At 72.2% G+C, this 26233-nt stretch carries 18 protein-coding genes and 1 pseudogene; 14 read left to right on the forward strand and 5 right to left on the reverse strand.

All coding sequences use genetic code 11. The annotated features are described in order from the left end of the window. Positions 1-45: 45 nt before the first annotated feature. The 4 genes from ACWDSL_RS37405 to ACWDSL_RS37420 form a co-directional block, all read right to left on the reverse strand. The gene (locus tag ACWDSL_RS37405) at positions 46-2490 is read right to left on the reverse strand and encodes an ATP-binding protein (RefSeq protein ID WP_450492411.1); all 2445 of its coding nucleotides are present in this window, start codon (positions 2488-2490) and stop codon (positions 46-48) included. A gap of 67 nt (positions 2491-2557) precedes the next feature. After that, positions 2558-6319, reverse strand: a complete 3762-nt coding sequence (locus ACWDSL_RS37410; RefSeq protein ID WP_450492412.1) for an nSTAND1 domain-containing NTPase — start codon at positions 6317-6319, stop codon at positions 2558-2560. A 121-nt stretch (positions 6320-6440) separates the two neighbouring features. Continuing rightward, a complete protein-coding gene (locus ACWDSL_RS37415; RefSeq protein WP_450492413.1) occupies positions 6441-9242 on the reverse strand; it encodes a family 78 glycoside hydrolase catalytic domain in 2802 nt (933 codons plus the stop codon). Between the two features lie 114 nt (positions 9243-9356). After that, complete coding sequence (locus ACWDSL_RS37420) at positions 9357-11399, reverse strand: spermidine synthase (RefSeq protein ID WP_450492414.1); 2043 nt, start codon at positions 11397-11399, stop codon at positions 9357-9359. Positions 11400-11557: 158 nt separating this feature from the next. On the opposite strand from ACWDSL_RS37420, the gene ACWDSL_RS37425 reads away from it, so the two are divergent. Continuing rightward, positions 11558-12181, forward strand: a complete 624-nt coding sequence (locus ACWDSL_RS37425) for a hypothetical protein (RefSeq protein ID WP_450492415.1) — start codon at positions 11558-11560, stop codon at positions 12179-12181. 288 nt (positions 12182-12469) lie between these two features. On the opposite strand, the pseudogene ACWDSL_RS37430 reads toward ACWDSL_RS37425, so the two are convergent. Continuing rightward, a pseudogene (locus ACWDSL_RS37430) lies at positions 12470-13522 on the reverse strand (YihY/virulence factor BrkB family protein); the annotation flags it as partial. Between the two features lie 298 nt (positions 13523-13820). Here ACWDSL_RS37430 and ACWDSL_RS37435 point away from each other — a divergent pair. The 13 genes from ACWDSL_RS37435 to ACWDSL_RS37495 all read left to right on the forward strand — a co-directional run bounded on the left by ACWDSL_RS37435 (position 13821) and on the right by ACWDSL_RS37495 (position 26170). Then, positions 13821-14357 carry a GNAT family N-acetyltransferase gene (locus ACWDSL_RS37435; protein WP_450492416.1) on the forward strand — a complete coding sequence of 179 codons (537 nt, stop codon included), beginning with the start codon at positions 13821-13823 and terminating at the stop codon, positions 14355-14357. 128 nt (positions 14358-14485) lie between these two features. After that, a complete protein-coding gene (locus ACWDSL_RS37440; protein WP_355954497.1) occupies positions 14486-14569 on the forward strand; it encodes a putative leader peptide in 84 nt (27 codons plus the stop codon). A gap of 227 nt (positions 14570-14796) precedes the next feature. Next, positions 14797-16494: a nitrite/sulfite reductase gene (locus ACWDSL_RS37445; protein ID WP_450492417.1), complete on the forward strand. Its 1698-nt coding sequence runs from the start codon at positions 14797-14799 to the stop codon at positions 16492-16494. Then, positions 16491-16673 carry a hypothetical protein gene (locus ACWDSL_RS37450; protein WP_319694816.1) on the forward strand — a complete coding sequence of 61 codons (183 nt, stop codon included), beginning with the start codon at positions 16491-16493 and terminating at the stop codon, positions 16671-16673. Before ACWDSL_RS37445 ends, ACWDSL_RS37450 begins: the two co-directional genes overlap by 4 nt. After that, a complete protein-coding gene (locus ACWDSL_RS37455) occupies positions 16670-17371 on the forward strand; it encodes a phosphoadenylyl-sulfate reductase (RefSeq protein ID WP_450492418.1) in 702 nt (233 codons plus the stop codon). Before ACWDSL_RS37450 ends, ACWDSL_RS37455 begins: the two co-directional genes overlap by 4 nt. Beyond that, the gene (gene cysC / locus ACWDSL_RS37460; protein WP_450492419.1) at positions 17371-17937 is read left to right on the forward strand and encodes an adenylyl-sulfate kinase; all 567 of its coding nucleotides are present in this window, start codon (positions 17371-17373) and stop codon (positions 17935-17937) included. The genes ACWDSL_RS37455 and cysC overlap by 1 nt, the downstream gene beginning before the upstream one ends. Continuing rightward, complete coding sequence (gene cysD / locus ACWDSL_RS37465) at positions 17934-18902, forward strand: sulfate adenylyltransferase subunit CysD (RefSeq protein ID WP_450492420.1); 969 nt, start codon at positions 17934-17936, stop codon at positions 18900-18902. The genes cysC and cysD overlap by 4 nt, the downstream gene beginning before the upstream one ends. Positions 18903-18904: 2 nt before the next feature. After that, positions 18905-20269 (forward strand): sulfate adenylyltransferase subunit 1, encoded by a 1365-nt coding sequence (locus ACWDSL_RS37470; RefSeq protein WP_450492421.1) that lies wholly within the window; start codon positions 18905-18907, stop codon positions 20267-20269. A gap of 206 nt (positions 20270-20475) precedes the next feature. Then, a complete protein-coding gene (locus ACWDSL_RS37475; protein WP_450492422.1) occupies positions 20476-21618 on the forward strand; it encodes an ABC transporter substrate-binding protein in 1143 nt (380 codons plus the stop codon). Between the two features lie 121 nt (positions 21619-21739). Next, positions 21740-22564, forward strand: coding sequence for an ABC transporter ATP-binding protein (locus ACWDSL_RS37480; RefSeq protein WP_450492423.1), 825 nt, complete (start codon positions 21740-21742; stop codon positions 22562-22564). Then, the gene (locus tag ACWDSL_RS37485; RefSeq protein WP_450492424.1) at positions 22551-23489 is read left to right on the forward strand and encodes an ABC transporter permease; all 939 of its coding nucleotides are present in this window, start codon (positions 22551-22553) and stop codon (positions 23487-23489) included. Before ACWDSL_RS37480 ends, ACWDSL_RS37485 begins: the two co-directional genes overlap by 14 nt. Positions 23490-23554: 65 nt before the next feature. After that, positions 23555-24346 carry a sirohydrochlorin chelatase gene (locus tag ACWDSL_RS37490; RefSeq protein WP_450492425.1) on the forward strand — a complete coding sequence of 264 codons (792 nt, stop codon included), beginning with the start codon at positions 23555-23557 and terminating at the stop codon, positions 24344-24346. A gap of 171 nt (positions 24347-24517) precedes the next feature. Then, entirely contained in the window at positions 24518-26170 is a 1653-nt protein-coding gene (locus ACWDSL_RS37495; RefSeq protein WP_450492426.1) for a phosphodiester glycosidase family protein, read from the forward strand. The last annotated feature ends 63 nt before the right edge of the window (positions 26171-26233 follow it).

Here is a 26233-nt window from a genome sequence, read left to right on the forward strand (position 1 = left end):
CACGCCGTCGCGTCGGCGTGTCGCTGTCCCATACTCACCACAAAGTCACTCCGTGATCTCCGCCAGCCGCGTGCGTACGCGCTCGACGGACACCTCGTCGCCCGCCGACTCGTACAGCGCGACCGCCGTGCGCAGATCGGCGGCCTCCGCGGCCGGGTCGGCCAGCGCCCTCGCGCAGCGGGCGCGCATCTCCGCGGCGTCGGCGTGCTGGAGCTCGGCGCCCTCCCGGTCCATGGTGGCGATGGCCTCATCGAGGCAGACGCGGGCCGCCTCTGCGTCGCCGGCGTCCAGATGCGTCTCGCCCAGGCTCATGTACACACGGCCCTCGTTGTACAGATCGGGCTCGGACAGGGCCCGGAAGTGGGCCAGTGCGTCGTGGAGTTGGCGCACCGCCTCGGCGTACCGCTCCTGTCCGCGCAGGGCGCGGCCGGTGTGGTGGTCGAGCAGTGCCAGGGCGCGGGGTACGTCCCGCGCGCCGTCGTCCCCCGGGCGGATCCGCCCCAGCACCTGCCCGGCCTCCGCGAAGCTCCGCTGCGCCTCGGGGTATCGCCACTGCTTGAGCCGCAGCAGCCCCAGCGCCTCGACGGCGCTGGCCTGGCCGCGGTGGTGCCCGGCCCGCTTGTCCGCGGCGGCGGCGCTCACCAGGGCCTCCTCGGCCTCGGCCCAGCTTTCGCGGCCCATGTGGGCGAAGGCGAGCTGGACCAGCATCCGGCCCTCGGCCCGCGGGTCGCCGAACTCCGCGGCGCTCCGGCGGGCGGCCGCCACGCCCTTCAGGTGGGTTTCGACCCACTGTTCGTGGAAGCCGAGGCGCAGATGCAGGCCCCACATCGCCTCGCACAGCTGCCAGGCGAGTTCGTCGAAGCCGTGGTGCTCGGCGGCCCGTACGGCTGCGGCCAGGTTCTCGCGTTCGGCGCGCAGTTCGGCCAGGGCGAGGCGGCCGTCCTCGGGGTCGCGGTCCGCCGCGGGCGGCGCCGGCCGCGCGTACGCGGGGCCCAGCCGCCAGCGCCCGGGGATGACGCGGAGGTCGGCCGCCGCCGCGAACCCCAGGTACCAGCCGACGACGCGGCGCACGGCCGCCGCCCGCTCGGCGTGGCGGTCCTCCGCCTCGCCGCACCGCGCGGCGTGGTCGCGTACGAGGTCGTGGAAGCGGTAGCGCTCCTCCCCCACTTCCTCGAGCAGATGGACGCCCGCCAGTTCGTCGAGGAGCGTCCGCGCCTCGACGTCGTCCGCCGCGTCCACGGCCTTCCGGGCGGCCCCCACGGTGATACCTGGCCACGGCCACACCCCGAGCATCCGGTACAGCAGGGCCGCCCGCGGGCTCAGCTCCCCGTACGTGACGTTGGTGGCGAGGTCCACCGGGTCCTGGGCGGACCGGTCGTCCATGGACAATGCCTCCTGTTCCCTGCGGTGTGCCCGCTCGGACAGCTGTCGCTCGACGGTGTCCCAGGTGAGGTGTTCCCGTACGGCGACGCGGGCGCCCGTCTCGCACAGCGCGAGCGGAATCCCGCCGCACCGCTCCGCGACCGCCGCGACGCCGGGGCCTGGCCCGCGTCCCGCCGTCGCGTCCCGGCCCACGATGCGGGTCAGCAGCCGGACCGAGTCGGCGGTGGTGAGCGGGTCGAGCCTGATCATCTTGGCGCCCGGATCGGCCGCGAGCCGGTCGAGGCGGTAGCGGCTGGTGATGATGGCCAGGGACTCCGGGGCGGCGGTCAGCAGCGGCCTGACCTGCCGCTCGGAGTGGGCGTTGTCCAGTACGACGACCATGCGCCGTTCGGCCGTGCGGTCGCGGTAGAGCTCGCTCAGCCGCCGCTCGTCGGCCGGCAGCCGGCCGGTCGGCACCCGCAGCGCGTCCAGCAGGCGGACCAGCGCCTCGGAGGGGGTCAGCGCCGTCGTCGCGGACTGCCCCTGCAGATCGATGTAGAGCTGGCCGTCGGGGAAGCGCTCGGTGAGCCGGTGCGCGCAGTGCACGGCCGCCGCGGTCTTCCCGATGCCGCCCGGCCCGACCAGCACCACCACCGCCGGGACGCCGTCGGCCCTGTCCTCGCCGTCCAGCACCCGGGCGATCTGGTCCGGCAGCGCCTCGCGGTCGGTGAAGGCGGCGTTCGCGGGCGGCAGCATCCGCGGGCGCGACGCCCCGGGGGCCACGGCGGGGACGGCGCGCGACCCCAGCCACCCGGTCTCCCGCAGCCAGGCCGTCACCTCGCGGGCGAAGCCGGGAGACGTGCGGGAGCTCTCGCACAACTGCCGGGCCAGCTCACGCCGCTCCTCGTCGGTGACGGGCAGCGGTGGCGGTTCGTCCGCGCGGACGCCGGGGTCCTCCGGCGTCCCCGGGTCGGGCTCAGGGTCCGCGGCGCGGCGCCGCATCCTCCGTACGAGCCCGGCCAGCGCCTCCGAGCTACGCCGCCCCATCTCCCCGCCCGCGCCCGACAGGGCGCCCGAGGTCACCGTGGTGACCGCCGAGGCCACCGCCGCCATCGTGAACGGCTCCACAGCCCACCCCCAACTCGCGTCTGTGCACACGGTATCGGGAAGATCGCGATCATCGGGGAGACCGCGCTCAGCCCATGTCGCACGTCCTCCGATACGACTTTTCCGGGATCAGCTGCCTCCACTCCTCGCGGGTCAGATCGCGGGAGAGCGCCGTGCACAGTTGCGTCGCGGTGCGCCGGGGGCCGGTGTTCCACAGCCGGACGGTGCCGTCGTCCCCCGCCGTGGCCAATGTGCGGCCGTCGGGGCTGAAGGCGACCGATCTCACCTGCGCGGTATGGCCGGTGAAGGTGGCCAGTTGTTTGCGGCGGGCGACATCCCAGAGCATGACCGAGGTGTCCGCGTTGGCGGTGGCGAGGGTACGGCCGTCGGGGCTGAACGCCACCGCGAACGCGGGCCCGGTGTCACCGGCCAGGGTCGCCAGACGGGTGCGCCGGGCCACGTCCCACAGCATCACCGTCTGGTCGATACCGGCGCTGGCCAGCGTGCGGCCGTCGGGGCTGAAGGTCACCGCCCGCACCTGCCCGGTGTGGCCGGTGAGCGTGGCCACGCGGGTCCGCCGGGCCACGTTCCACAGGGTCACCCTGCCGTCGTAGTTGGCGGTGGCCAGCGTACGGCCGTCCGGGCTGAACACCACCCCGTTGACGCCGCTGCCCTCGGTACCGGTGTCCGCGGTGAAGGTGGCGAGCCGGGTCCCCCGGGCCGCGTCCCACAACATGACTTTCTTGTCCGCGGCGCCCGTCGCGATGATCCGCCCGTCCGGGCTGTAGGCCACGTCCAGGACCCGGGCGGTATGACCGGTGAGGGTGACGGGGCGCCGCGGGCCCGCGCGGCCGGTGAGCGGCCACAGCATGAGCGTCTGGTCCTTGGGGCTCGGCGGCCGGGAGGCGGGCCCGGTCGGGGTGTCCTGGGAGATCCCGGTGACCGTGGCCAGCGTACGGCCGTCCGGGCTGAACGCCGCCGATCTGACGGTTCCGTGGCCGCTGGGCAGCACGGCGCGCGGGGTGCGGTGGACGACATCCCACAGCACGGCGGACCCGTTCTGGCCCGCTGTGGCGAGGGCGCGTCCGTCCGGGCTGAACACCACCTTGTTGACCCGGTCGGCGAGGCCGGTCAGCGGGATCCGGGTGGGGTCCCACAGGGTGATCGAGCCGCTTTCCCCGGCCGTGGCGAGGAGGGTGCCGCTCGGGTCGTAGGCGAGGCTGTAGACGTTGGTGCCGTGTCCGACGAGGGTGGCCTGGCGGGTGTGGCGCTCGGCGTCCCAGAGCATGACCGTGTGGTCGTGTCCGCTGGTGGCCACCGTACGGCCGTCGGGGCTGAAGGCCACCGCCCTGACCTCCGCGCCGTGCCCGACGAGCCTGGCCACCGAGGTGCGCCGCCGCACGTCCCACAGCCTGGCGGTGTGGTCCTGGCTGGCCGAGGCCAGCAGCTTCCCGTCGGGGCTGAACGCGACGGCGTCCACGGACTGGGTGTGGCCCCGTAACACGGCCAGTTGCTCACCGGTCGCCGCGCTCCACAGCCGCACCGTACGGTCGCCACTGGCCGTGGTCAGCAGTTTCCCGTCCGGGCTGAACTCCACCGCCCACACCATGGCGCGGTGGCCGGTCAGGGTGACCCGCCGGGAGCCGCTTGCGGCGTCCCACAGGATGACGGTGCCGTCGTCGCTCGAACCGGCCACCGTACGGCCGTCCGGGCTGAACGCGACGCTCTTGACCGGCCCCCGGTGTCCGGTGAGGGTGGCCACCTTCGTACGGTGCGCGACATCCCACAGCACCACCTTCCGGTCGTCGCCACCCGTGGCCATCCGGCGCCCGTCCGGGCTGAAGTCCACCGCCCGGAGCCAGGTGGCGTGGCCGGTGAGGGTGGCCAGCCGGGTGTGGCGGCGGGCGTCCCACAGCACCGTCTTCCCGTCCCGGCCGACACTGGCGAGTGTTCCGTCGGGGCTGAACGCCACTTCGGACACGGCGTCGGCGTGGCCGTTCAGCTCGGCCTGGTAGGAGCGGCGCGCCGACATGCTCAGCAGGGCCCCGCGCGCCTCGGGCGTGGGCGCGGTGCGGTACGCCTCCACAGCGAGCAGCATGGCGGTACCGGGCCGCGAATCACCCAAGTTCAGTGCCTGCGCGGCCAGTTGCCGGGAGACGGCGACCCGCTGGGCCTCGACGGCGCTGTGCCGCTGCCGTACGGCGACCACGCCGACGGCCGTGACCACGACCAGGAGCACCGCCAGACACGCCGCGAGAAAGGCCAGCCTGCGAGCGCGGCGCGCGGCGGCGGCCCGCTCGCCGTCCGCCAGGCCGATGCTCGCCTCCAGGAACGCGCGCTCCACGGCGTTCAGTTCGTCGAGGGCGTCGTCGCGCGCCGCCCACTCGCGCGCCACCGCGAGCCGCGTCCCCCGGTACAGCGCGCCCGTCTCGCGCCGCAGCTCCTCCCAGGCGCGCGCGGCCTCGGTCAACTGACGGTGCGTACGCAGCCGTTCGCGGTCCTCCGCCACCCAGCCGCGCAGCCTCGGCCACGCCGTGATCAGGGCCTCATGGGCCAGGTCGACGGTGTTCTCGTCCAGGGTGATCAGCCGGGCGCGGGCCAGCCGGTCCAGGACGGCGGTGGTGTCGGCGGGGGTGGTGTCGGCGGGGTCGCCCCAGTCGAGTTCTGCGCGGTCGACGCCCCGGCGGGTGTCCTGCGCCCCCTCGCCCGGTGTGATCAGCCGGAGCAGAACGCGGCGGGCGAGCGACGCCTGGGCGGGGGTGAGCCGGGCGTAGACGTCCTCGGCGGTACGGGCCACGGCCCCGCGCACCCCGCCGACCGCGTCGTACGTGGCCTCCGCCAGCGTCCGGCCCTTCCGCCGCCGCCAGGCCTCGAGCAGCACGTGGGACAGCAGCGGCAGCCCGCCCGGCTCGCCGTCGACCTCGGCGATCAGGCGTGCGGTCAGGGAGCGTTCGACGACCAGGCCCGCCGCCGTGGCCGGTTTGACGATGACGTCGCGCAGTTCGTCCGGGGTCATCGGGCCGATGAGCAGGGTGGCGTCGCGGCAGGCCTCGGCGAGTTCGCGGTGTTCGGCGCAGTGCCCGAAGAAGTCCGCCCGCACCGCGACGACGACCCGTAACCCGCTTCCGGCGCGGCGGGCGTCCAGTAATCGGTCGAGAAACGCCTTGCGTTCGTCAGGGTCGCGGCAGAGGGTGAAGACCTCCTCGAACTGGTCGACCACGACCACCGTCTCGCCCTCGCCGCTCATCGGCGCGAGCGCTTCGGTGTGCGTACGGGCGGGGTGTTCGCCCGGGGCGAGGATCCGGACGGCGGCGCGCCGCTCGTACGGCTCCTCGGCACCGCGCTCGGGCGGCTCGGACGGCTCTTCGGGGCCCCGCAGCCGGGGTATCAAACCGGCCCGCAGCAGCGAGGACTTCCCGCTTCCCGAGGCCCCGACCAGCACCACGAACCGATGCGTACGGACCAGGCCGACGAGGTCGCCGACGAGCCGGTCCCGGCCGAAGAACCGCTCGTGGTCCCCCGGTTCGAACCTTGCGAGGCCCTGGTAGGGCGGCTCTGCGTCGTCGTCCTCGACGGCCCGCAGCGCGATCTCCTCGGACGTCTGCCGCCAGTGCCGCTCCCACTCCTCGCGGTCCCCGCCGCACGCGGCCACGTACGCGAGGGTGACCTCCAGCGTGGGCAGTTGCTCCCCGGCGGCGGCCCGCGACAGGGTCGAGACCGTGTACGGGGTGCGCCGCGCCATCGCCCGGTATGTCGGTCCACCGGCCTCGGACCTCAGCTTGCGCAGCGCGAACGCGAACCGCTGCATCGGGCCCGCGCCGGGATCGAGCGGCCTCTCCTGACGGCCCATGGCTCCCCCTCAGGTGGCCTGTCTGAGGGGGAACCTAGACACATGGGACGGGTGGGACAAGGGTGGTTGGCGCCATCTCGCGCCGCCCTGTCCGGCCCTCACCGACCTGCGGCGGACCGCCTCAGGCGGCCGGGGTGAACGTGGAGTGACCGGAGCCCACCGTATAGATGGCGTAGCCGTTACGAACACCTTCGAAGCGCGGTGCGGACGCCCCGTCCGGGCCCGCGCCACGGGCCTTGGGTGCCTGGCCGCCGGCGAGCGGAACCTCCACTTCAGCGGTGGTGTTGACCGGGATGTCGACCTTGACCTCGGTGCCGTGCGCGGTGGTGTTCCAGCGGACCCCGACGGTCCCGGCCTGCGTCCACACGGTGCCCTCGGCGTGGGTCAGTTCGGTGTCGCGCGGTGGCCGGATCCGCAGCGTGGTGGCGGCCGTGCCGGTGACGTTGAGCCCCAGCAGATCCTGCTGGAGGTCGACCAGGGCGGTCGCGCCCCATCCGTGGGACAGGCTCTGGCCGTCGTCCGGCGCCTCCCACGACTCCCAGGTAAAGGTGCCGCCCCGGGCGAGGATGTTGGCCCAGCCGAGCGAGGTGCGGTCGGTGAACCGGGCCAGCACCTGATCGTCGCGGCCCGCCCGGTGCAGGGCGGTGAGCAGCCAGTTGGCCGTCATCGGGCCCATCTGGAGCTTGAGCGAGACGAGGTGGTCGGCGATGGTGTCCACGCTCGCATCGGGCGCGATGCCGAAGGCGATGGCGTACGCGTTCGCGATCTGCGAGGCGTGCGCGCTCTGGCTGCCGTCCGCCTTCAGCCCGTCGGTGTAGAGGCCGTCGGGGCGGCGCAGCCGGTCGTTGACGGCCTCGGCCACCTTGGCGGCGTCGGCGCGCAGCGCATCGGCCTCGGCCTTCGGCCGGCCGAGGGCGGCGGCCTGGTCGGCGGTGCGCCGCAGGGCGTCCACGGCGAGGATGTTGACGGTGGTGCGGGTTGTGGTGTCCGTGTCGTAGCCGTACCGGTTGGGCCAGTCGATGATGCCGTACTGATAGGCGCCGGAGCCCCCGGCCAGCTTGGTGACCAGACCGGTGGCGGGGTCGATGTAGCGGCGGATGTAGTCGGCGATGGCAGCCGAGGCGGGGTAGGTCGCGGCGAGCGTGGCGCGGTCGCCGGAGTTGAGGTAGTACTCCCACACCCAGCCCGGGTACATCTCGGTGTAGTCGGGGATGTCCCGCTTGCCGTCGCCGTTGGGGTAGACGGCGTTCATCCGGCCGTCGGGCCAGTACCGCCGCTGCGACTCGGCGAACTCGCGGATCGCCCTGGCGGTGAGCGCGCGGTCGCCGGAGCCTGCCATCAGGGCGCGGGAGACGTCCACGGAGTCGCCGAGGAACTGCCCCTTCTCCCGGGTCGGGGTGTCCAGGAACTGCTCCTGCGAGTCGTACAGCGCGGAGCGCCGCATCAGCTCGGCCACCGCGTCCAGGGTGGGGTCGGAGCTGCGGAAGCCGGCGCGGCGGGCCGGGTCGGCGTCGGTGTGCTGGACGACGGCGGCGATCGACGACGCACTCAGCGGCTCGCCGGGGTCGTCGATCTGGAGATAGCGGAACCCCTCGTAGGTGTAGGCCTGGAAGGTCTGGGCGCCGTCGTGCTGGATGTACCGGTACGACAGATCGGTCTTCTGGTTGTCGTGGGCGGAGTCGGACACGGTGCCGTCCGCGTTGCGCACATAGCCCGCCCGCATGTCGATCGTGCGGCCCGAGGTGCCGTGTGCGAACCGCACCTGCGGCACCGCCGGGATGATCGTGCCGAAGTCGGCGACCACCGCGCCCGAGTCGAGCCGGGTCACCGTGACCGGGCGCACCGTACGGTAGGCAAGCCGCGTCTGCTGGCTGCGCAGATGGCTGAAGACCCCGGCCGGGTGCACGCCGACCACCTGCGGCGACTGCCAGGACGAGGCATCGAAGCCGGGCCGGTTCCAGCCCCGCTGACCCTGGACGGTCCGGCCGTCGACGCCCTCGATGTAGTCGCGGCCGTCGCCGTTGCGGTAGGGCAGGGACAGCCACGGGCCGCGCGCCACCCGCCAGCTGCCGTCGGACACCACCACCTCCCGGGAGCCGTCGGCGTGTTCGACGACCAGCCGGGCCAGCAGCCCCGGCTCACCGGCCGGGCGCCCCTGGCCGGGGCCGTACCAGTGGGCCAGCACACCGATCGCGGCCGGGCGGCCCGCCTTGAGGTCGCGGGTGACATCGCTGGCCTGGTAGTAGCCCTCGTCGGGGTACGCGTAGGCGGCGCCGCGGTCCACCAGGCGGCCGTTGACGTACGCCCGGTACTGCTGGGATGCCGCCACGTAGAGCCGGGCGCGCACCACGGGGCTCGCGCCGACGGTGAACTCCTTGCGGGCCAGCGTGTAGTCGTCCTTGTCGTCCGTGGTCCGCCGGATCCAGCTCGCCTGCCACGCGGTGTCGGAGATGCCGGTGTCGAAGGCGGCCCGCCCGGCCCATGGCGAGGCGGCGCCGGTCCGGTCCCAGGTGCGTACGGTCCAGGTGTAGCCGGTGCCGCCGGGCAGCTCCGGCCCGTCGTAGGCCACATACGCCTGCCGCGCGGAGGCGACCCTGCCGCTGTCCCACACCTGGCGGGAGCCGCCAGGACCGGCGCCGGTCCTGGCCACCCGGATCTGGTACGCGGTCTGCCTCTCCCCGGGGTCGACATCGCGTGGCCGCCACCCGAACAGCGGGGCGCCCTCGACGTCGAGCGGCCGGGCGCGGTCGCCGACGGTGAGGTCCGCGGGGGCGAGGGGGGCGTGGCCACCGCGCGATTCGGCCGCCGCCGCGTGGCCCGGGGCGGCCGTCGACACCACCGGGAGCAGCGCGGCGGCCAGCAGCACACCGATCCGCCGCAGACCGCTGCCTGCCTCCCGGCGTCTGAGGACTCTCCATGTCACCTTTGACAACGTCGCCTCCAAAACTATTGAATCGATTCAACAGCGGAGATCATTGTGTCAGTGCGGACATGGCCATGAGAACCCACCGGAACCAGGAAATTTGTCAGGTGCAGCTCAGGGGCGCGCGGTCGGCTCGACCGTGAACCGTTCGACCGGCTCCGCCGGGCCCCGGGTGTGACGGGTGAAACGCATCGCGATACACGCCCCCACGTACAGCCCGGCGACGACGAGAAGCAGCGCCTGATAGCCGGTGACCAGGGCGAGATATTCGAGCGTGCCACCGGTGAGGGCGCCCAGGAGGTTCGCGCCGAAGGCGGCCGTGGGGTCGGGGGCCGCCGCCAGGCGGTCGGAGAAGATGAGGTTGGCGCAGAAGATCGGCGCGAAGGCCAGGGCGATCGCCGCGATCAGCCGCGCCGCGACGGGCAGCCCGAGCACCCAGTGGGTCGGGACGAGCCAGGACACGGCCAGGGTGGCGAACAGCAGCAGCTGCAGCACGGACTGGTTGACGCGGCGCATCCGGCGCCGGGTCTCGACCGCGCCGAGCACGGCCAGCATGACACCGGCGAAGACGATGGCGTTCACCAGCCAGGTGGTGCCGAAGTAGAGGGCGAACCCGATCACGTTCTTGGTCTCGAGCAGCATGAAGGCCGCACCGAGCAGAAACATGTCGGTGTAGCGGACGGTGCGCCGCACGCGGACCCCGGTCAGCCGCACCGACACCACGGTCACCAGCAGGATCGCGCCCAGCACCCAGAGATAGAGGCTGGGGATGGTGCGGTGCAGCAGATACGGGAAGGGGTGGTCGTCGGTGGCGGCCGCGGGCACCGGGCCCGAGGGCCGCCAGGCGGCGGCGCACCGCTGGTCGCCGGGGGTGGCGCCGGCGACGAGGATGGCGGCCTTCTTGCCGCCGTAGTGGGTGATGCAGGGCGCGTGTCCGAAGACCGTGCTGAGGGTGGAGCCGTACCGGTCGATCAGCCAGTTCTGCCGGTAGTAGTTGTACATCGCGAACGCGCCGCCGGGCGCCAGATGGCGGTGTGCCGCCTCGAAGGCCTGCCGGGTGAACAGATAGCTCTCCAGGCGGAGGTTGCTGGCGCCTGACACCAGGGTCAGGGAGTCCGGCAGGGCGAGGACCACCAGGTCGTAGCGGGTGTCCGTACGCTCGAGGAAGGCCCGCCCGTCGTCGATGTGGACATGCACCCGGGGGTCGTCGTACGGCCGGTCGGGGTGCAGATCGACGCCGATCTGCCGGAGCCTGGGGTCGATCTCGACGGCGTCCACCCGCTGGGCGCCGTGGGCGAGCGCGACGGCGACGTCATTGCCGTTGCCCGCGCCGATGACCAGGACGCGGCGGTGGGGGTTGGCCGGGGTCTCCCGGTACGGCTCCTCGTACGGGGAGTCGGAGCGCCGCAGCACCTTCAGCGGGGCGATGCTCTGGTGCGGAACCCCATTGGCGGAGATCTTGTAGTCCCGGCTGCCCGAGCTCGGCCGCTTGAGCTCGATCTTGTAGTACGGGGACCAGGAGACCCCGCTCGCCAGCGACTCCAGCGTCAGCGCCGCCACCACCGCGGCCAGCGGCACCGCGTACCGGACGGTGTTGTGCCGCCCGCCCAGCACCAGCAGCGCCACCGCGGCCAGAATCCCCCACACCACCGACGGGGCGCGCAGCCAGGACAGCGCGGCGAACGAGAGCGAGCCGGCCAGCGAGCCCAGCAGGTCGTAGCGGTAGGCGTCCAGCGACGGCAGCTGCCGGAACAGGTCCGCCGTCATCTTGCCGATGGCCATCATGATGAGCGCGACCAGCCCGAACAGGATGGGGAGAGTCACCCACTGGGGCAGCCCGGTGGTCTTCACGGCCGTGAAGTAGATGACCTCGCCGCTGGTCTGCCGCACCTGTACGGGGAACTCCCGCACCAGGACCACGAGGACGGCGAGCGGTACCGGCGCCCAGCGGGTGAGCCACTGCCCGCGCCCGGCCGGGATCAGAAAGCCCAGCCCGATGCCGAGGAACGAGCCCAGCAGGATGAAGTTCGAGAAGTAGCTCAGGTGGACGATGTTGGCGCCGGTCCACCTGATCAGCGCCAGCTCCACAAAGAGCATGGTGGCGCTGGCCAGCACCAGCCTCGGGCGCAGGTTCCGCGTTCGAGCGCTGTCGTCCATGCCTGGACGGTGTCATCCGAGCAGGGGCAGGTCGAGCACCCCCGGCGGCGCCTGCGCCACCTGGCAGGCGCGTGTCACCTGATGGGGCCAACCCCGCTGTCGGTGGGCCCTGCCACCCTGCACTTCAGCAGCGGGTCACGGGTACGGAGGGGCGCGGTATGGGGTTGTCCGGTTTCTGGCTGATGGGGGCGCTGGGCGATGCGGACGTCGCGGAGCTCGCCCCGCTCGCGGTGCCCGCCATCGAGGCCACGGCGGCGCGCTCGGCGGCGGTGGGTACCTGGTCGCGCTGGGAGCGCGACGCGGCGCGCGGCGGTGGCGCGGTACCGGTGTGGCGCGAGGACGGCTACAACACGGAGGCGGCGCTGCACCTGTACAACATGGTCAACGACTCGGCCTTCGACGCCATGGACACCACGGGGAAGCTCCGCATCATGAACTGGTGGGACCGGATCGACGGCGACACGGTCCAGCCGTTCATCGAGTCCGTACGCAAGGACAACCCGGTGGCCGCCCTCTTCCACGGCCTGGGCCCCGAGCGCGCTGCGCTGCTGCCCGGCTGGGCCGGCGACGCGGTGTTCCCCGTCGACGAGGTGCGCCGCCGGCTTCCGGCGGCCGAGGCCGCGCTCGCGGTGTCCGGGGCGGAGCGCGAGCGGGCGCTGGCCCGGATCGACGACTGGCCGGGCGAAAAGGAGGCCGAGGCGCTGCTCGACGGGCCGCTGCGGGTGTGGCGGGAGACGGCCGAGGCCGGGCTGGGGCTACTGGCCTCCCGCATCTGGCACTGATCCGCCGGTGGCGCTGCGCACCGGGTTGTCGGCGGCGTCGGTCCGGCCGTCGGACGGGGCGTCCTGCGGCGGGGCGTCCTCGGGCCGGGAGTCGCTTGGGCGGGCGCCGGGCCCGGAGTCGCTCGGTCGGGAGTCCCGTGATGCGCCGTTCTCCGCCGCGAGGTTCTTCGTCCCGCCGTTCTCGGACGCTCGGGGCTCCGGCGTCCGCGCCTCCGGTGCCCGCGCCTCGGGGGTGCGCGCCTCGGGCGCCGGCGTCTCCGGCGTCTTCGTTTCCGGTGCCTTCGTCTCCGGCGTCTGTGTCTCCGGTGTTCTGGGTGCCTGGCGTGGGGTGCGCCTGTGGTGCAGCCGGGAGCGTACGTCGGCATGCGGCAGGAACTGCGCCCAGCGCTCGGGGAACTCCGACGGCGGGGTGATCTCCGCCGCCCCGTCGTCCGCGGTGCGCTGGTCCCAGGCCCGCCGCCTGGCCGCATCCTCCCGCACCCGGGCGGCGGCCTCGGCGCGCCCGGCGGCGGTGGCGACCGACGGCCAGACCCGGTCGATCGCGGCGTTGACGGCCGCGCCGACGAGCACCGCGAAGGCGGACACACCGATCCACAGCAGCACGGCGACGGGCGCGGCCAGCGAGCCGTAGATCGTCGGCCCCTCGACGGTGTGGACCAGGTAGATACGGAGCAGGACGCTGCCGAACACCCATATGGCCAGCGCGACCAGCGCCCCGGGGATGTCCTCCCGCCAGGGCGAGCGCACCGGCACGGAGACGTGGTAGAGCGTGGTGAGGAAGGCGACGGACAGCAGGATCACCACGGGCCAGTACAGGATCCGTACGAGGTCCCCGCTCGCGGGCACCAGGTCCACGACGGTCTCCGGGCCGATCACCATCAGGGGCAGCGCCACCGCCCCGATGATCAGCGCGACCAGATAGAGGAGGAAGGACAGCAGCCGGGTCCTGACGATCCCGCGGCGGCCTTCGAGCCCGTACATGATGGTGATGGTGTCGACGAAGACATTGACCGCGCGGGAGCCGGACCACAGGGCGATGGCGAAGCCGAGGGAGATGACGTCCGGGCGGCCGCCCTTGATCACGTCGTCCAGCAGCGGCCGGGCGATCTCCCGGACCCCCTTGTCGGACAGCACGGTCCCCGAGGCGTTGAGGATGTTCTGCCGGATGGTGGCCACGGTGTCGGTGTTGGTCCACGCGTCGAAGTAGCCGAGGAGCCCGATCAGGCCGAGCAGCAGCGGCGGCAGCGACAGCAGGGTGAAGAAGGCGGCCTCGGCGGCCAGGCCGGTGACCCGGTACTCCATGCAGGAGTGCACGGTGTCCTTCAGCAGCAGCCAGGCCATCCTGCGCTTGGACACATTGCGGTACAAGGCGCGGGCCTTGTTGAGCCGACCGGACGGCTTCGACGGTTCTTTCCCTGGCTGCACCTTCCAACGGTATCCGCCCCGGGACGCCCGACGGCCCCCGGTGTTTCCCTCCGTGACCAGCCGGTGACCAGGTCCGACGAGAACTCGGCGGAGGGGATGCCGCGCCGACTCGGTACCGCCCTCCGCCACGCCCACTGTCCGTGCCCGCTACAGCCATGCGCAAAGGTTGCGCCGCGTTGCAGCCACCGGCCGCGGTCGTGATGGGATGTGCCGTATGAGCATCACCGTCACCACCTGGTCCCTGGAGCAGACCTCCCCCGCGGACCTCGCCCCGGCTCAGCAGCCCCCCGCCGACGCGGGGGTGCGGATCGTACGGGCCGAGATCCCGGGCCCGGAGTTCAACCGCTTCCTCTATACGGCCGTCGGCGCGGACGTGGCCTGGACGGACCGGCTGGGGTGGACCGTCGAGCAGTGGCGGGAGTTCCTGGAGCGGCCCGGTGTGGAGACCTGGGTCGCGTATGAGCGCGGCACTCCGGCGGGGTACATCGAGCTGGACGGGCAGGACGAGGGCGTGGTGGAGATCGCGTACTTCGGGCTGCTGCCCGCCTTCCGGGGGCGGCGCATCGGCGGACATCTGCTGACCTGGGGCACCGCCCGCGCCTGGGACCTGGCCGAGCGCTGGACCGGGCGGCCGCCGACCAAGCGGGTGTGGGTGCACACCTGCAGCAAGGACGGACCGTACGCGCTGGACAACTACCGGCGTCGCGGGTTCCGGGTCTTCGACACCAAGCACGACACCGAGACCGAGTGAGCCATGCGCCCGAACCGCAAGTCACGCGACAGGTGACCAAGGACACAGCATCCCACCATGCGAGACATTCTTGTCCAGATATTGGATGATGGTGGACTGCCCCGAGACCCCCATGCCACGCTTCCCTCATGTCTCGAGCTGGAATTGCCTTGGTGAGTCGGCGCCACGTCGATCTCGGCCGCATGTCCAGCGCGATCTGTCCAGTCGGCTGAGGCTGTACTCCTAGGCGGGCTCCGCCCTCGGAGAGCCCCGCCGGCCCCGGCGCATTCCCCGCCGCTCCCGACGACGTGGGCGACCTCGCACGCCTCATTCTCCCCGCCACCGCACCTCACCCTCCCTTGCATCGCCATGCCCGCCTGCGCGCAAAACCGCAGGTAGCCGAGGGTGTGCACGAGCACCGTCCGCCGCACCAGAGCCGCTCAGAAGGACACACACCGCCATGGCCGCCACCCCGGACCGCCCCAGCGCAGCCACGCCCCGCCGCAAGGCCGGACGCCACCGCGGCGAGGGCCAGTGGGCCGCGGGTCACTTCACGCCCCTCAACGCCAACGAGCAGTTCAAGAAGGACGACGACGGTCTCAATGTGCGGACACGCATTGAGACGATCTACGCCCACCGCGGTTTCGACGCCATCGACGGCGCCGACCTGCGCGGACGTATGCGCTGGTGGGGCCTGTACACCCAGCGCAAGCCCGGTATCGACGGCGGTAAGACCGCCATCCTGGAGCCGGAGGAGCTGGACGACGAGTTCTTCATGCTGCGCGTCCGTATCGACGGCGGCCGGCTGACCACCGAGCAGCTGCGGGTCATCGGCGAGATCTCCCAGGAGTTCGCCCGCGGCACGGCCGACATCACCGACCGGCAGAACATCCAGTACCACTGGATCCGGATCGAGGACATGCCCGAGATCTGGCGGCGGCTGGAGGCCGTCGGCCTGTCGACCACCGAGGCGTGCGGCGACACCCCGCGCGTCATCATCGGCTCACCCGTCGCCGGGATCGCCGAGGACGAGATCATCGACGGCACCCCGGCCATCGACGAGATCCACAGCCGCTTCATCGGCAACAAAGAGTTCTCCAACCTGCCGCGCAAGTTCAAGACGGCCATCTCCGGCTCCCCGCTGCTCGACGTCGTCCACGAGATCAACGACATCGCGTTCGTCGGCGTACGCCACCCCGAGCACGGCCCCGGCTTCGACCTGTGGGTCGGCGGCGGTCTTTCCACCAACCCGAAGATCGGCGTCCGGCTCGGCGCCTGGGTCCCGCTGGACGAGGTCCCTGAGGTCTGGGCGGGGGTCATCGGCATCTTCCGCGACTACGGCTACCGGCGGCTGCGCACCCGCGCCCGGCTGAAGTACCTGGTGGCCGACTGGGGTACGGAGAAGTTCCGCCAGGTGCTGGAGGACGAGTACCTGAAGCACAAGCTGGTCGACGGCCCCGCGCCCGAGCAGCCGCTGCAGCGGTGGCGCGACCACATCGGCGTACACCGCCAGCAGGACGGCCGCTACTACGTCGGCTTCGCGCCGCGCGTCGGCCGCGTGGACGGGGCGACCCTCACCAAGATCGCCGAACTGGCCGAGGCACATGGCTCCGGCCGCCTCCGTACCACCGTCGAGCAGAAGATGATCGTGCTCGACGTCGAGCAGGACCGGGTCGACTCGCTCGTCGCCGGCCTGGAGGCGCTGGACCTTCAGGTCAAGCCGTCCACGTTCCGGCGCGGCACGATGGCCTGCACCGGCATCGAGTTCTGCAAGCTCGCGATCGTCGAGACCAAGGCGCGCGGCTCCGCGCTGATCGACGAGCTGGAGCGCCGGCTGCCCGAGTTCGACGAGCCCATCACCATCAACCTCAACGGCTGCCCGAACGCGTGCGCGCGTATCCAGGTCGCCGATATCGGCCTCAAGGGCCAGCTGGTCATGGACGCGGGCGGCGACCAGGTCGAGGGCTACCAGGTCCACCTGGGCGGCGCGCTCGGCCTGGAGCCCGGCTTCGGCCGCAAGGTGCGCGGTCTGAAGGTCACCTCCGCCGAACTCCCCGACTACATCGAGCGCGTGCTGCGCCGCTTCCAGGAAGAGCGGGAAGAGGGCGAGCGGTTCGCGACGTGGGCGGCCAGAGCGAACGAGGAGGCGCTGTCATGAGTGAGCGTGCGGCGCCTTTCTACTGCCCGTACTGCGGGGACGAGGACCTGCGCCCCTCCGAAGAGGGCCACGGCGCCTGGGAATGCGCGTCCTGCAACCGCGCGTTCCGGCTCTCGTTCCTCGGGCTGCTGGCCAAGGGCCTGCGGCGCGACCACGGCGAAGGGGGCACGGCGATATGACCGAGCAGCAGAACACACTGGACCTGCAAGAACTGGCCGAGCGCGCGGGGCGCGAGCTGGAGGACGCCCCGGCGCTGGAGATCCTGCGCTGGGCGGCCGACATGTTCGGGCCGCGCTTCTGCGTCACGTCCTCGATGGAGGACGCGGTGGTGGCCCATCTGGCATCCCGTGTGCTGCCCGGCGTCGATGTGGTGTTCCTCGACACCGGCTACCACTTCCCGGAGACCATCGGCACCCGCGACGCGGTGGCGGCCGTGATGGACGTCAACGTCATCACGCTCACGCCCCGCCAGACCGTCGCCGAGCAGGACGCCGAGTACGGCCCCAAGCTGCACGACCGGAACCCGGACCTGTGCTGCGCCCTGCGCAAGGTCAAGCCGCTTGAGGAGGGGCTGCGCGGCTATGACGCCTGGGCGACCGGGCTGCGCCGCGACGAGTCCCCGACCCGCGCGGGCACCCCGGTGGTGGGCTGGGACCCCAAGCGGGCCAAGGTCAAGGTCTCCCCGATCGCCCGCTGGACGCAGGCGGACGTGGACGCGTACGTCGACGAACACGGTGTGCTCACCAACCCCCTGCTGATGGACGGATACGCGTCGGTGGGGTGCGCGCCCTGCACCCGGCGGGTATTGGAGGGCGAGGACGCACGGGCCGGCCGCTGGGCGGGCCGCGCCAAGACCGAGTGCGGGCTGCACGGCTGATGGCTGACCAGGAGAATCAGATGAGCGTGAACCGGCAGGGCGCCACGGTATGGCTCACCGGGTTGCCTAGTGCGGGCAAGACCACCATTGCCTACGCGCTGGCCGAGCGGCTGCGCGGCGAGGGGCACCGGGTGGAGGTGCTGGACGGCGACGAGATCCGCGAGTTCCTCTCCTCCGGTCTCGGCTTCTCCCGCGAGGACCGGGACACCAACGTCCAGCGGATCGGCTTCGTGGCCGAGCTGCTGGCCTCCAACGGCGTCAAGGTCCTGGTGCCGGTCATCGCCCCGTACGCGGACAGCCGCGAGGCGGTCCGCAAGCGCCACCAGACCGAGGGCACGGCGTATCTGGAGGTGCATGTCGCCACGCCGGTGGACGTGTGCGCCGAGCGCGATGTGAAGGGGCTGTACGCCAAGCAGGCCGCGGGCGCGATCAAGGGGCTGACCGGGGTCGACGACCCGTACGAGGCCCCCGACTCCCCGGATCTGCGCATCGAGACACATCAGCAGGGTGTGCAGGAGTCCGCCGCGGCGCTCAGGTCGCTGCTGGGTGAGAGGGGTCTGGCATGACCACCGTGGCTCAGACGGACGGGACCGGACCCGGCCCGGAGGACGGCGGCGACGATGGCGACGGCGACCTCTACGCGCTGACGCATCTGGACGCGCTGGAGTCCGAGGCGGTGCATATCCTGCGCGAGGTGGCGGGCGAGTTCGAGCGGCCGGTGATCCTGTTCTCCGGCGGCAAGGACTCCATCCTCATGCTGCATCTGGCGCTCAAGGCGTTCGCCCCGGCGCAGGTGCCCTTCTCGCTGCTGCACGTCGACACCGGGCACAACTTCCCCGAGGTCCTGGAGTACCGGGACCGTGTGGTGGCGGCCCATGGGCTGCGCCTGCATGTGGCCTCCGTACAGGACTACATCGACCGCGGGGTCCTCAAGGAGCGCCCCGACGGCACCCGCAACCCGCTGCAGACGCTGCCGCTGACGGAGAAGATCCAGGCCGAGCGGTTCGACGCGGTCTTCGGTGGCGGTCGCCGCGACGAGGAGAAGGCCCGGGCGAAGGAGCGGGTGTTCTCGCTGCGGGACGAGTTCTCGCAGTGGGATCCGCGCCGCCAGCGCCCCGAGCTGTGGAACCTGTACAACGGCCGCCACGCGCCGGGCGAGCACGTCCGCGTCTTCCCGCTGTCCAACTGGACCGAGCTGGACGTGTGGCAGTACATCGCCCGCGAGAACATCGAACTGCCGGAGATCTACTTCGCCCATGAGCGCGAGGTCTTCCAGCGCAGCGGCATGTGGCTGACCGCCGGCGAGTGGGGCGGGCCCAAGGACGGCGAGACGGTCGAGAAGCGGCAGGTCCGCTACCGCACCGTCGGCGATATGTCCTGCACCGGCGCCGTCGACTCCGACGCGACCACGCTGGACGCCGTCATCGCCGAGATCGCCGCCTCCCGGCTCACCGAGCGCGGCGCCACCCGCGCCGACGACAAGCTGTCCGAGGCCGCCATGGAGGACCGCAAGCGCGAGGGGTACTTCTAAGCATGACCACGACGCCCACAACCCCGACCACCACCACGACCACGACCGCAGAGCTCTCCGAGACGACTCTCCTGCGGTTCGCCACCGCCGGTTCGGTCGACGACGGCAAGTCCACCCTCGTCGGCCGCCTGCTGCACGACTCCAAGTCGGTTCTCGCCGACCAACTGGAGGCCGTGGAGCGCGCATCGGCGAGCCGCGGCCAGGAGGGCCCTGACCTCGCGCTGCTCACCGACGGGCTGCGCGCCGAGCGCGAGCAGGGCATCACCATCGACGTGGCGTACCGCTACTTCGCCACGCCCCGGCGCCGGTTCATCCTCGCCGACACGCCCGGCCATGTGCAGTACACCCGCAACATGGTCACCGGCGCCTCCACCGCCGAGCTCACGGTGATCCTGGTCGACGCCCGCAACGGCGTCGTCGAGCAGACCCGCCGCCACGCCGCGATCGCGGCGCTGCTGCGCGTCCCGCATGTGGTCCTCGCGGTCAACAAGATGGACCTGGTCGACTACCGGGAGGCCGTCTTCGCGACCATCGCCGAGGAGTTCACGGCGTACGCCACCGAACTCGGCATCCCCGACGTCACCGCCATCCCGATCTCGGCGCTGGCCGGTGACAACGTGGTGGAGCCGTCCGCGACGATGGACTGGTACGGCGGCCCGACCGTCCTGGAGCATCTGGAGACCGTCCCGGTCAGCCATGACCTGGCGCACTGCCACGCGCGGCTGCCCGTGCAGTACGTGATCCGTCCGCAGACCGCGGAGCACCCGGACTACCGGGGCTACGCGGGCCAGATCGCGGCCGGTTCGTTCCGCGTGGGCGAGCGGGTCATGGTGCTGCCGTCCGGCCGTACGACCACGATCTCGGGCATCGACCTGCTGGGCAAGCCGGTCGACGTGGCCTGGACGACGCAGTCGGTGACCGTTCTGCTGACGGACGACATCGACGTCTCGCGCGGCGATCTGATCGTGCCGGGCAAGGACGCGCCGGAGGCCACGCAGGACATCGAGGCGACGGTCTGCCATGTCGCCGACCAGCCGCTGACGGTCGGCCACCGGGTGCTGCTCAAGCACGGCACCCGCACCGTGAAGGCCATCGTCAAGGACATCCCGTCCCGGCTGACCCTCGACGATCTGTCCCTGCACCCACACCCGGAGCAGCTTGTCGCCAACGACATCGGCCGGCTGAAGCTACGTACCGCCGAGCCGCTGCCGGTCGACTCCTACGCCGACTCGCGCCGCACCGGCTCGTTCATCCTGATCGACCCGGCCGACGGCACGACGCTGACCGCGGGCATGGTGGGCGACTCGTTCGCGACCCCTGTCCCCACCCATGACGACCAGCCCGATGACGACGGATGGGACTTCTGACCATGTCCGGTGATGTCTTCTCCACCTTCGCGAAAGAGGGCGGCCGCGTCGGCAGCGGCGCCCTGGGCAGTGGGCAGGGAGGGGTCGGCCGATGTGCCTGCTGACCTGCGCGCTCCCCGTCCCCCCGCCGTATCGCAACCGAAGACCAGCCGAACTGCCGGGCGTCCCCTGACGCTGTCCCCGGCCCTCCGAGAGGAACACCTCCCGTGTCCGTCGACCGCACCACGCACCCACGACCGGCCTTCAGCCGACGCACCCGCCTCTTCGCGGCAGCCGCCGCCCTCCCCCTGCTGATCGGCGCGCTGGGCGCCTGCGGCTACGGCTCCGAGAAGGACGACACAGGAGACAAGACCGTCCCCGCCGCCGGCGGCAAGAAGATCGGCGGCCTGGACACGGTGAAGGTCGGCTACTTCGCCAACCTCACGCACGCCACCGCGCTGGTGGGTCTGCGCAACGGCGGGGAGATCCAGAAGGAGCTGGGCGGCACCAAGATCAAGCCGTTCGTCTTCAACGCGGGCCCGTCCGAGATCGAGGCGCTGAACGGTGGCTCCATCGACATCGGCTGGATCGGCCCCTCGCCGTCCATCAACGGCTATGTGAAGTCCCACGGCGACAACCTCAAGATCATCTCGGGTTCCGCGTCCGGCGGGGTCAAGCTCGTCGTCAACCCGAAGAAGATCAAGACGCTCGACGACATCAAGGGCAAGAAGATCGCCACCCCGCAGCTGGGCAACACCCAGGACGTGGCGTTCCTCAACTGGGTCGCCGAGAAGGGCTGGAAGGTCGACGCCCAGAGCGGCAAGGGCGATGTCTCCGTGGTCCGTACGGACAACAAGGTGACCCCCGACGCCTACAAGTCGGGCTCCATCGACGGCGCCTGGGTGCCCGAGCCGACCGCCTCCAAGCTGGTCGCCGAGGGCGGCAAGGTGCTGCTGGACGAGTCCACCCTGTGGCCGGACAAGAAGTTCGTCATCACCAACGTGATCGTCCGGCAGGACTTCCTCAAGAAGCACCCGGACGTCGTCGAGGCCGTGCTGCGCGGCTCGGTGAACACCAACGCGTACATCAAGGCCAACCCCGACAAGGCGAAGGCCGATGCCAACGCCGCGCTCAAGGCCGAGACCGGCAAGGCGCTCCCGGCCGAGGTGATCGACCCGGCGTGGAAGAGCATCCAGGTCACCGACGACCCGCTGGCCTCGACCCTCAACACCGAGGCGGACCACGCGGTGGCGGCCGGGCTGCTGGAGAAGCCCGACCTCAAGGGCATCTACGACCTGACCCTGCTCAACAAGGTCCTCAAGGCGGAGGGCAAGCCGACGGTCTCGGCCGCGGGTCTTGGCACCCAGTAGCCGCCGAGCGCCCGCGTACGCACGCATCGCGTGCGCGGGCGCCCCGTACGCACACCCGCACGTACGCACACCCGCATCCCGTACGCACACCGCACGTACGCACCCATCAGGAGGTGACCGGATGTCCCCGGCACTGACCACCGACAAGGCCGACCGGGCGGGCGCGGCCACGGCGGCCGCCGCAGGCTCGTCGCATCCCTCCGGAGCTGTCCGGATCGACCACGTCCACAAGGCGTTCGGCCGCCCCGGCGCCGCGCAGCCCGTGCTCGACGACATCAACCTCGATGTCCGTCCCGGGGAGTTCGTCTGCATCCTGGGCGCCTCGGGCTGCGGTAAGTCGACGCTGCTCAACCTGGTCGCGGACCTGGACAGGCCGACCGCCGGGACCATCGAGGTGGCCGGCGGGCGGCCGGCCCTGATGTTCCAGGAGCACGCGCTCTTCCCGTGGCTGACCGCGGGCAAGAACATCGAACTGGCGCTGCGGCTGCGCGGCGTACCGCGCGCCGACCGCAAGCCCAGGGCGGAGGAGCTGCTGGAGCTGGTGCGGCTGGGCGGCTCGCACGGCAAGCGGGTGCACGAACTGTCCGGCGGTATGCGGCAGCGCGTCGCGCTCGCCCGCGCGCTGGCGCAGGACTCCAGCGTGCTGCTGATGGACGAGCCGTTCGCCGCGCTCGACGCCATCACCCGCGATGTGCTGCACGGCGAACTGACCCGCATCTGGAGCGAGACGGGCGTCTCGGTCCTGTTCGTCACGCACAACGTGCGCGAGGCGGTGCGCCTGGCCCAGCGCGTGGTGCTGCTGTCCTCGCGGCCGGGGCGGGTCGTCCGGGAGTGGACGGTCGGCATTCCGCAGCCGCGCCGGATCGAGGACGCGGCCGTCGCGGACCTGTCCATTGAGATCACCGAAGAACTGCGTGGGGAGATCCGCCGCCATGGCCGGCACTGAGATCACCGGCGAGTCGCCGAAGACGACGGACGAACCTGCTGTTAAGGAACCACGAAAGCAGTCCAGCCAGGACCTGGCGGGTCTCGAGGCCGGGCTGGACGCGCTGGACGCGGTGCAGATCCGGCGTACGTCCCCGGCCGAGGTGCTGGTCCAGAAGGTGCTGCCGCCCGTCGTGGCCGTCGCCCTGATCCTCCTCATCTGGAAGGTGCTGGTCTGGGCGAAGGTCACCGCCGACTACAAGCTCCCCGACCCCAAGCTGGTCTGGGACGCGCTGCGGGACCTGTGGCTCAAGGGCGAACTGCTCGACATCATCTGGACCAGCGTCTCGCGCGGCCTGTTCGGCTTCCTCATCGCACTGGCCATCGCCACCCCGCTGGGGCTGATCGTCGCCCGGGTGAAGTTCATCCGGGCCGGCATCGGCCCGATCCTGTCCGGGCTCCAGTCGCTGCCCTCGGTGGCGTGGGTGCCGCCCGCGGTGATCTGGCTGGGCCTCAACGACAAGATGATGTACACCGTCATCCTGCTCGGCGCGGTCCCCTCGATCGCCAACGGCCTGGTCTCCGGCATCGACCAGGTGCCCCCGCTGTTCCTGCGCGCCGGACGCACGCTCGGCGCCCGGGGCCTGGTCAGCGCCCGGCACATCCTGCTGCCCGCCGCGCTGCCCGGCTATGTCGCCGGGCTCAAGCAGGGCTGGGCGTTCTCCTGGCGCTCGCTGATGGCCGCGGAGATCATCGCCAAGTCCCCCGACCTGGGGCTCGGGCTCGGCCAGTACCTGGAGAACCAGCGGAACAACTCCGATATGGCGGGGGTGCTGCTCGGCATCATCATGATCCTGCTCGTCGGGATCGCGATCGAGCTGCTGATCTTCGCCCCGATCGAGCGGCGGGTGCTGCGCAGCCGGGGCCTGCTGGCAAACGCCCACTGACGCCCGTACCCGGCCCGTATCCCCCGCCCGTACCCGCCCTCGTAAGGAATCCGGAAACGCCTCCCGTGACCTCCCCCACCCCCACCCTGCTGGTCATCGCCCACGGCAGCCGCGACCCACGCCACGCGGCGACCGTCGCCGCGCTGTGCGCGCGGGCGCGGTCGCTGCGGGCGGGGCTGCGGGTGGAGGCGGCGTTCCTGGACTTCAACGCGCCGCGGGTGGGCCAGGTCCTGGACCGCCTGGCGGCGGAGGGCGCCCACGACATCGTCGCCCTCCCGCTGCTCCTCACCCGCGCCTTCCACGCGAAGGCCGACATCCCGGCGGTGCTGCGCGAGGCGACGGCCCGCCACCTGGGCCTGCGCGTCCGGCAGGCCGAGGTCCTGGGCCCCTCGCCGCTGCTGACACGGGCCCTGGAGCGGCGCCTGTACGAGGCCGGGCTGCGGCCCGGCGACCGACGCTCGACCGGGGTCGTCCTGGCCTCGGCGGGCTCCACCGACCCGGAGGCGATCGCGGTGATCGCAGAAATCGCGCGGGAGTGGCGGCACACCGGTTGGTGCGCCGTGCGGCCCGCGTTCGCCTCCGCCTCTTTTCCCGCGGGGTTCCCGCGCACCGAGGACGCCGTGCGGGCGCTGCGCGCCGAGGGCGTCCGCCGGGTGGCCGTCGCCCCGTACGTCATCGCCCCCGGCCGACTCCCGGACCGCATCGCGCACGGCGCGCGCGAGGCGGGCGCGGATGTCCTGGCGGGCGTTCTGGGCCCGGCCCCGGAGCTGGCCCGGCTGCTGCTGCGCCGCTACGACGAGGCGCGGGCCGGGGCCGACGGGGCCGGGGCCGGGAAGCTCACAGCGCTCACGGCCTGACGGGCGGCACGACCGCCGGTGCGGGATAATCCAGCTACTCATCACCCGGCCGGACCACATCCCCCTCCCTCCCCTCCGTTCACCGCCCCTTCCGCGTACCGTCCGCTGCCCTTGCCGGCCCGGCCCCCGGGCACCGTTGGACTTTCCCCGCACCCACCAGGAGGGGATGTCATGCGCAATCAACGCGCCACTCGTACACTCGAAGCCGACAGAGCCCGCCGAGGACCTCGTACGCGCGTCGCGCTCGCCGTGGCGTCCACCATCGCGCTGACGGTGCCCGCACAAGCGCAGGCAGCCGGCCCCACAGCCACCCCCGCCCAGGTCCAGGTCCAATCCCAGGTCCAGGTCCAGGTCCAGTGGACGACGCGGACCGTGGCCCCGGGCGTCCAGATACGTACCGGCACCATCAAGCACCCCGACGCCGAGCCGGCCTGGACGGTCGCCATCCACGCCCCCGCCGTCAACCGGCTGACCGGCGCCAAGACGTTCGCCCCGCTCTCCACCCACACCTGGGCCGAGGACACCGCGCGGCGGCTGCGCGACGCCGGGCTCGAGCCGCGCCTGGAGCAGGTCGGCTGGCCCGCGTACGCGGACACGCCGGGCGGCACGATGGGTTGGCGGGTGCGCGTCGGTACGTACGCCGGCTCGGACGAGGCGCAGCGTACGACCCCGAAGGTGACCGCGCTCGGCCTCCAGCCGGCCGTGGAGTGGACCGGCTACGACGTCGAGCAGCCGGCCGACCGGGAGAGCGTGCATGTCGCGGTCATCGACCCGGCCGCGTTCACCGGCACCGTCGAGGCCACGCACAACGGCGATGTCGCGGACCGCGAGACGACCTCCTCGGTCGCCGCGAAGACCGGTTCGCTGGTCGGCGTCAACGGCGGCTTCTTCATCACCTCCGACGCCGACGGCGTACAGGGCACGATGGCCGGAATCGGCGCCTACGACGGCGAGCTGCAGTCGATGGCCGCCGGTTCGCGCGCCGCGCTGATCCTGGCCGACGGCGGGCGGCGCGCCCGTATCGCGGATCTGACCACCACGGTCACCGCGCAGTCCGGGTCCGCCACGTATGCGGTGCAGGGCATCAACCGGGTGCCCGGCAAGGTGCGCAACTGCGGCCGCCCCGGCGCCACCCCCACCGAGCTGCCCCGCCAGGACCTCACCTGCGCCGAGGCCGACGACCTGGTCAAGTTCACCGCGGCGTTCCGCGCCGACCTGCCCACCGGCCCCGGCGTCCAGGTGGTGCTCGACGCCGACCACCGCGTGGTCTCCACCGGCCGGCGCGGCGGCGAGGTCCCGGCCGGCGGCTCGGTGCTCCAGGGCGTCGGCTCCGCCGCCGACTGGCTGACCGCCCACGGCCGTACGGGCGCGCGGATCGCCGTCCAGGAGACGGTCCGCGACACCGCCGGGCGGCAGGTCGAGCTCGGCCGCGACGACAGCATCGTCAGCGCCGCCCCCACACTGGTGGAGGACGGCCGGATCGCCATCGACGCCGCCACCGAGGGCATGCTCGACCCCCGGGACCTCTCCTTCGGCTACGCCTGGTCCAACGGGCGGCAGCCGCGCACCATGGCTGGCCTCGACAAGCAGGGACGGCTGATCCTCGCCACGGTGGACGGGCGCCGGCCCGGCGTAAGCGAAGGCTTCACGCTCGCGGAAGGCGCCGACTTCATGCGCTCCCTGGGCGCGGAGCAGGCCCTCAACCTGGACGGCGGCGGCTCCAGCACCATGACCGTCGCGGGTGAGCTCGTCAACGCCCCGTCGGACGCGGCGGGCGAGCGTCCGGTGGGCGACACGGTGCAGGTGCTTCCGACGCGCCGCTGATTTGTGGTGAGTATGGGACAGCGACACGCCGTGGCGTCGGCGTGTCGGTGTCCCATACTCACC

The sequence above is a fragment of the Streptomyces sp. NPDC000941 genome (genome assembly GCF_053599555.1).

Coding starts and splice junctions, on each gene's coding strand:
- ACWDSL_RS37410 (WP_450492412.1), bottom strand. CDS start 6,319: ATGGGCCGTCAGGAGAGGCCGCTCGATCCCGGCGCGGGCCCGATGCAG.
- ACWDSL_RS37420 (WP_450492414.1), bottom strand. CDS start 11,399: ATGGACGACAGCGCTCGAACGCGGAACCTGCGCCCGAGGCTGGTGCTG.
- ACWDSL_RS37425 (WP_450492415.1), top strand. CDS start 11,558: ATGGGGTTGTCCGGTTTCTGGCTGATGGGGGCGCTGGGCGATGCGGAC.
- ACWDSL_RS37435 (WP_450492416.1), top strand. CDS start 13,821: ATGAGCATCACCGTCACCACCTGGTCCCTGGAGCAGACCTCCCCCGCG.
- ACWDSL_RS37440 (WP_355954497.1), top strand. CDS start 14,486: ATGTCTCGAGCTGGAATTGCCTTGGTGAGTCGGCGCCACGTCGATCTC.
- ACWDSL_RS37445 (WP_450492417.1), top strand. CDS start 14,797: ATGGCCGCCACCCCGGACCGCCCCAGCGCAGCCACGCCCCGCCGCAAG.
- ACWDSL_RS37450 (WP_319694816.1), top strand. CDS start 16,491: ATGAGTGAGCGTGCGGCGCCTTTCTACTGCCCGTACTGCGGGGACGAG.
- ACWDSL_RS37455 (WP_450492418.1), top strand. CDS start 16,670: ATGACCGAGCAGCAGAACACACTGGACCTGCAAGAACTGGCCGAGCGC.
- cysC (WP_450492419.1), top strand. CDS start 17,371: ATGGCTGACCAGGAGAATCAGATGAGCGTGAACCGGCAGGGCGCCACG.
- cysD (WP_450492420.1), top strand. CDS start 17,934: ATGACCACCGTGGCTCAGACGGACGGGACCGGACCCGGCCCGGAGGAC.
- ACWDSL_RS37470 (WP_450492421.1), top strand. CDS start 18,905: ATGACCACGACGCCCACAACCCCGACCACCACCACGACCACGACCGCA.
- ACWDSL_RS37480 (WP_450492423.1), top strand. CDS start 21,740: ATGTCCCCGGCACTGACCACCGACAAGGCCGACCGGGCGGGCGCGGCC.
- ACWDSL_RS37485 (WP_450492424.1), top strand. CDS start 22,551: ATGGCCGGCACTGAGATCACCGGCGAGTCGCCGAAGACGACGGACGAA.
- ACWDSL_RS37495 (WP_450492426.1), top strand. CDS start 24,518: ATGCGCAATCAACGCGCCACTCGTACACTCGAAGCCGACAGAGCCCGC.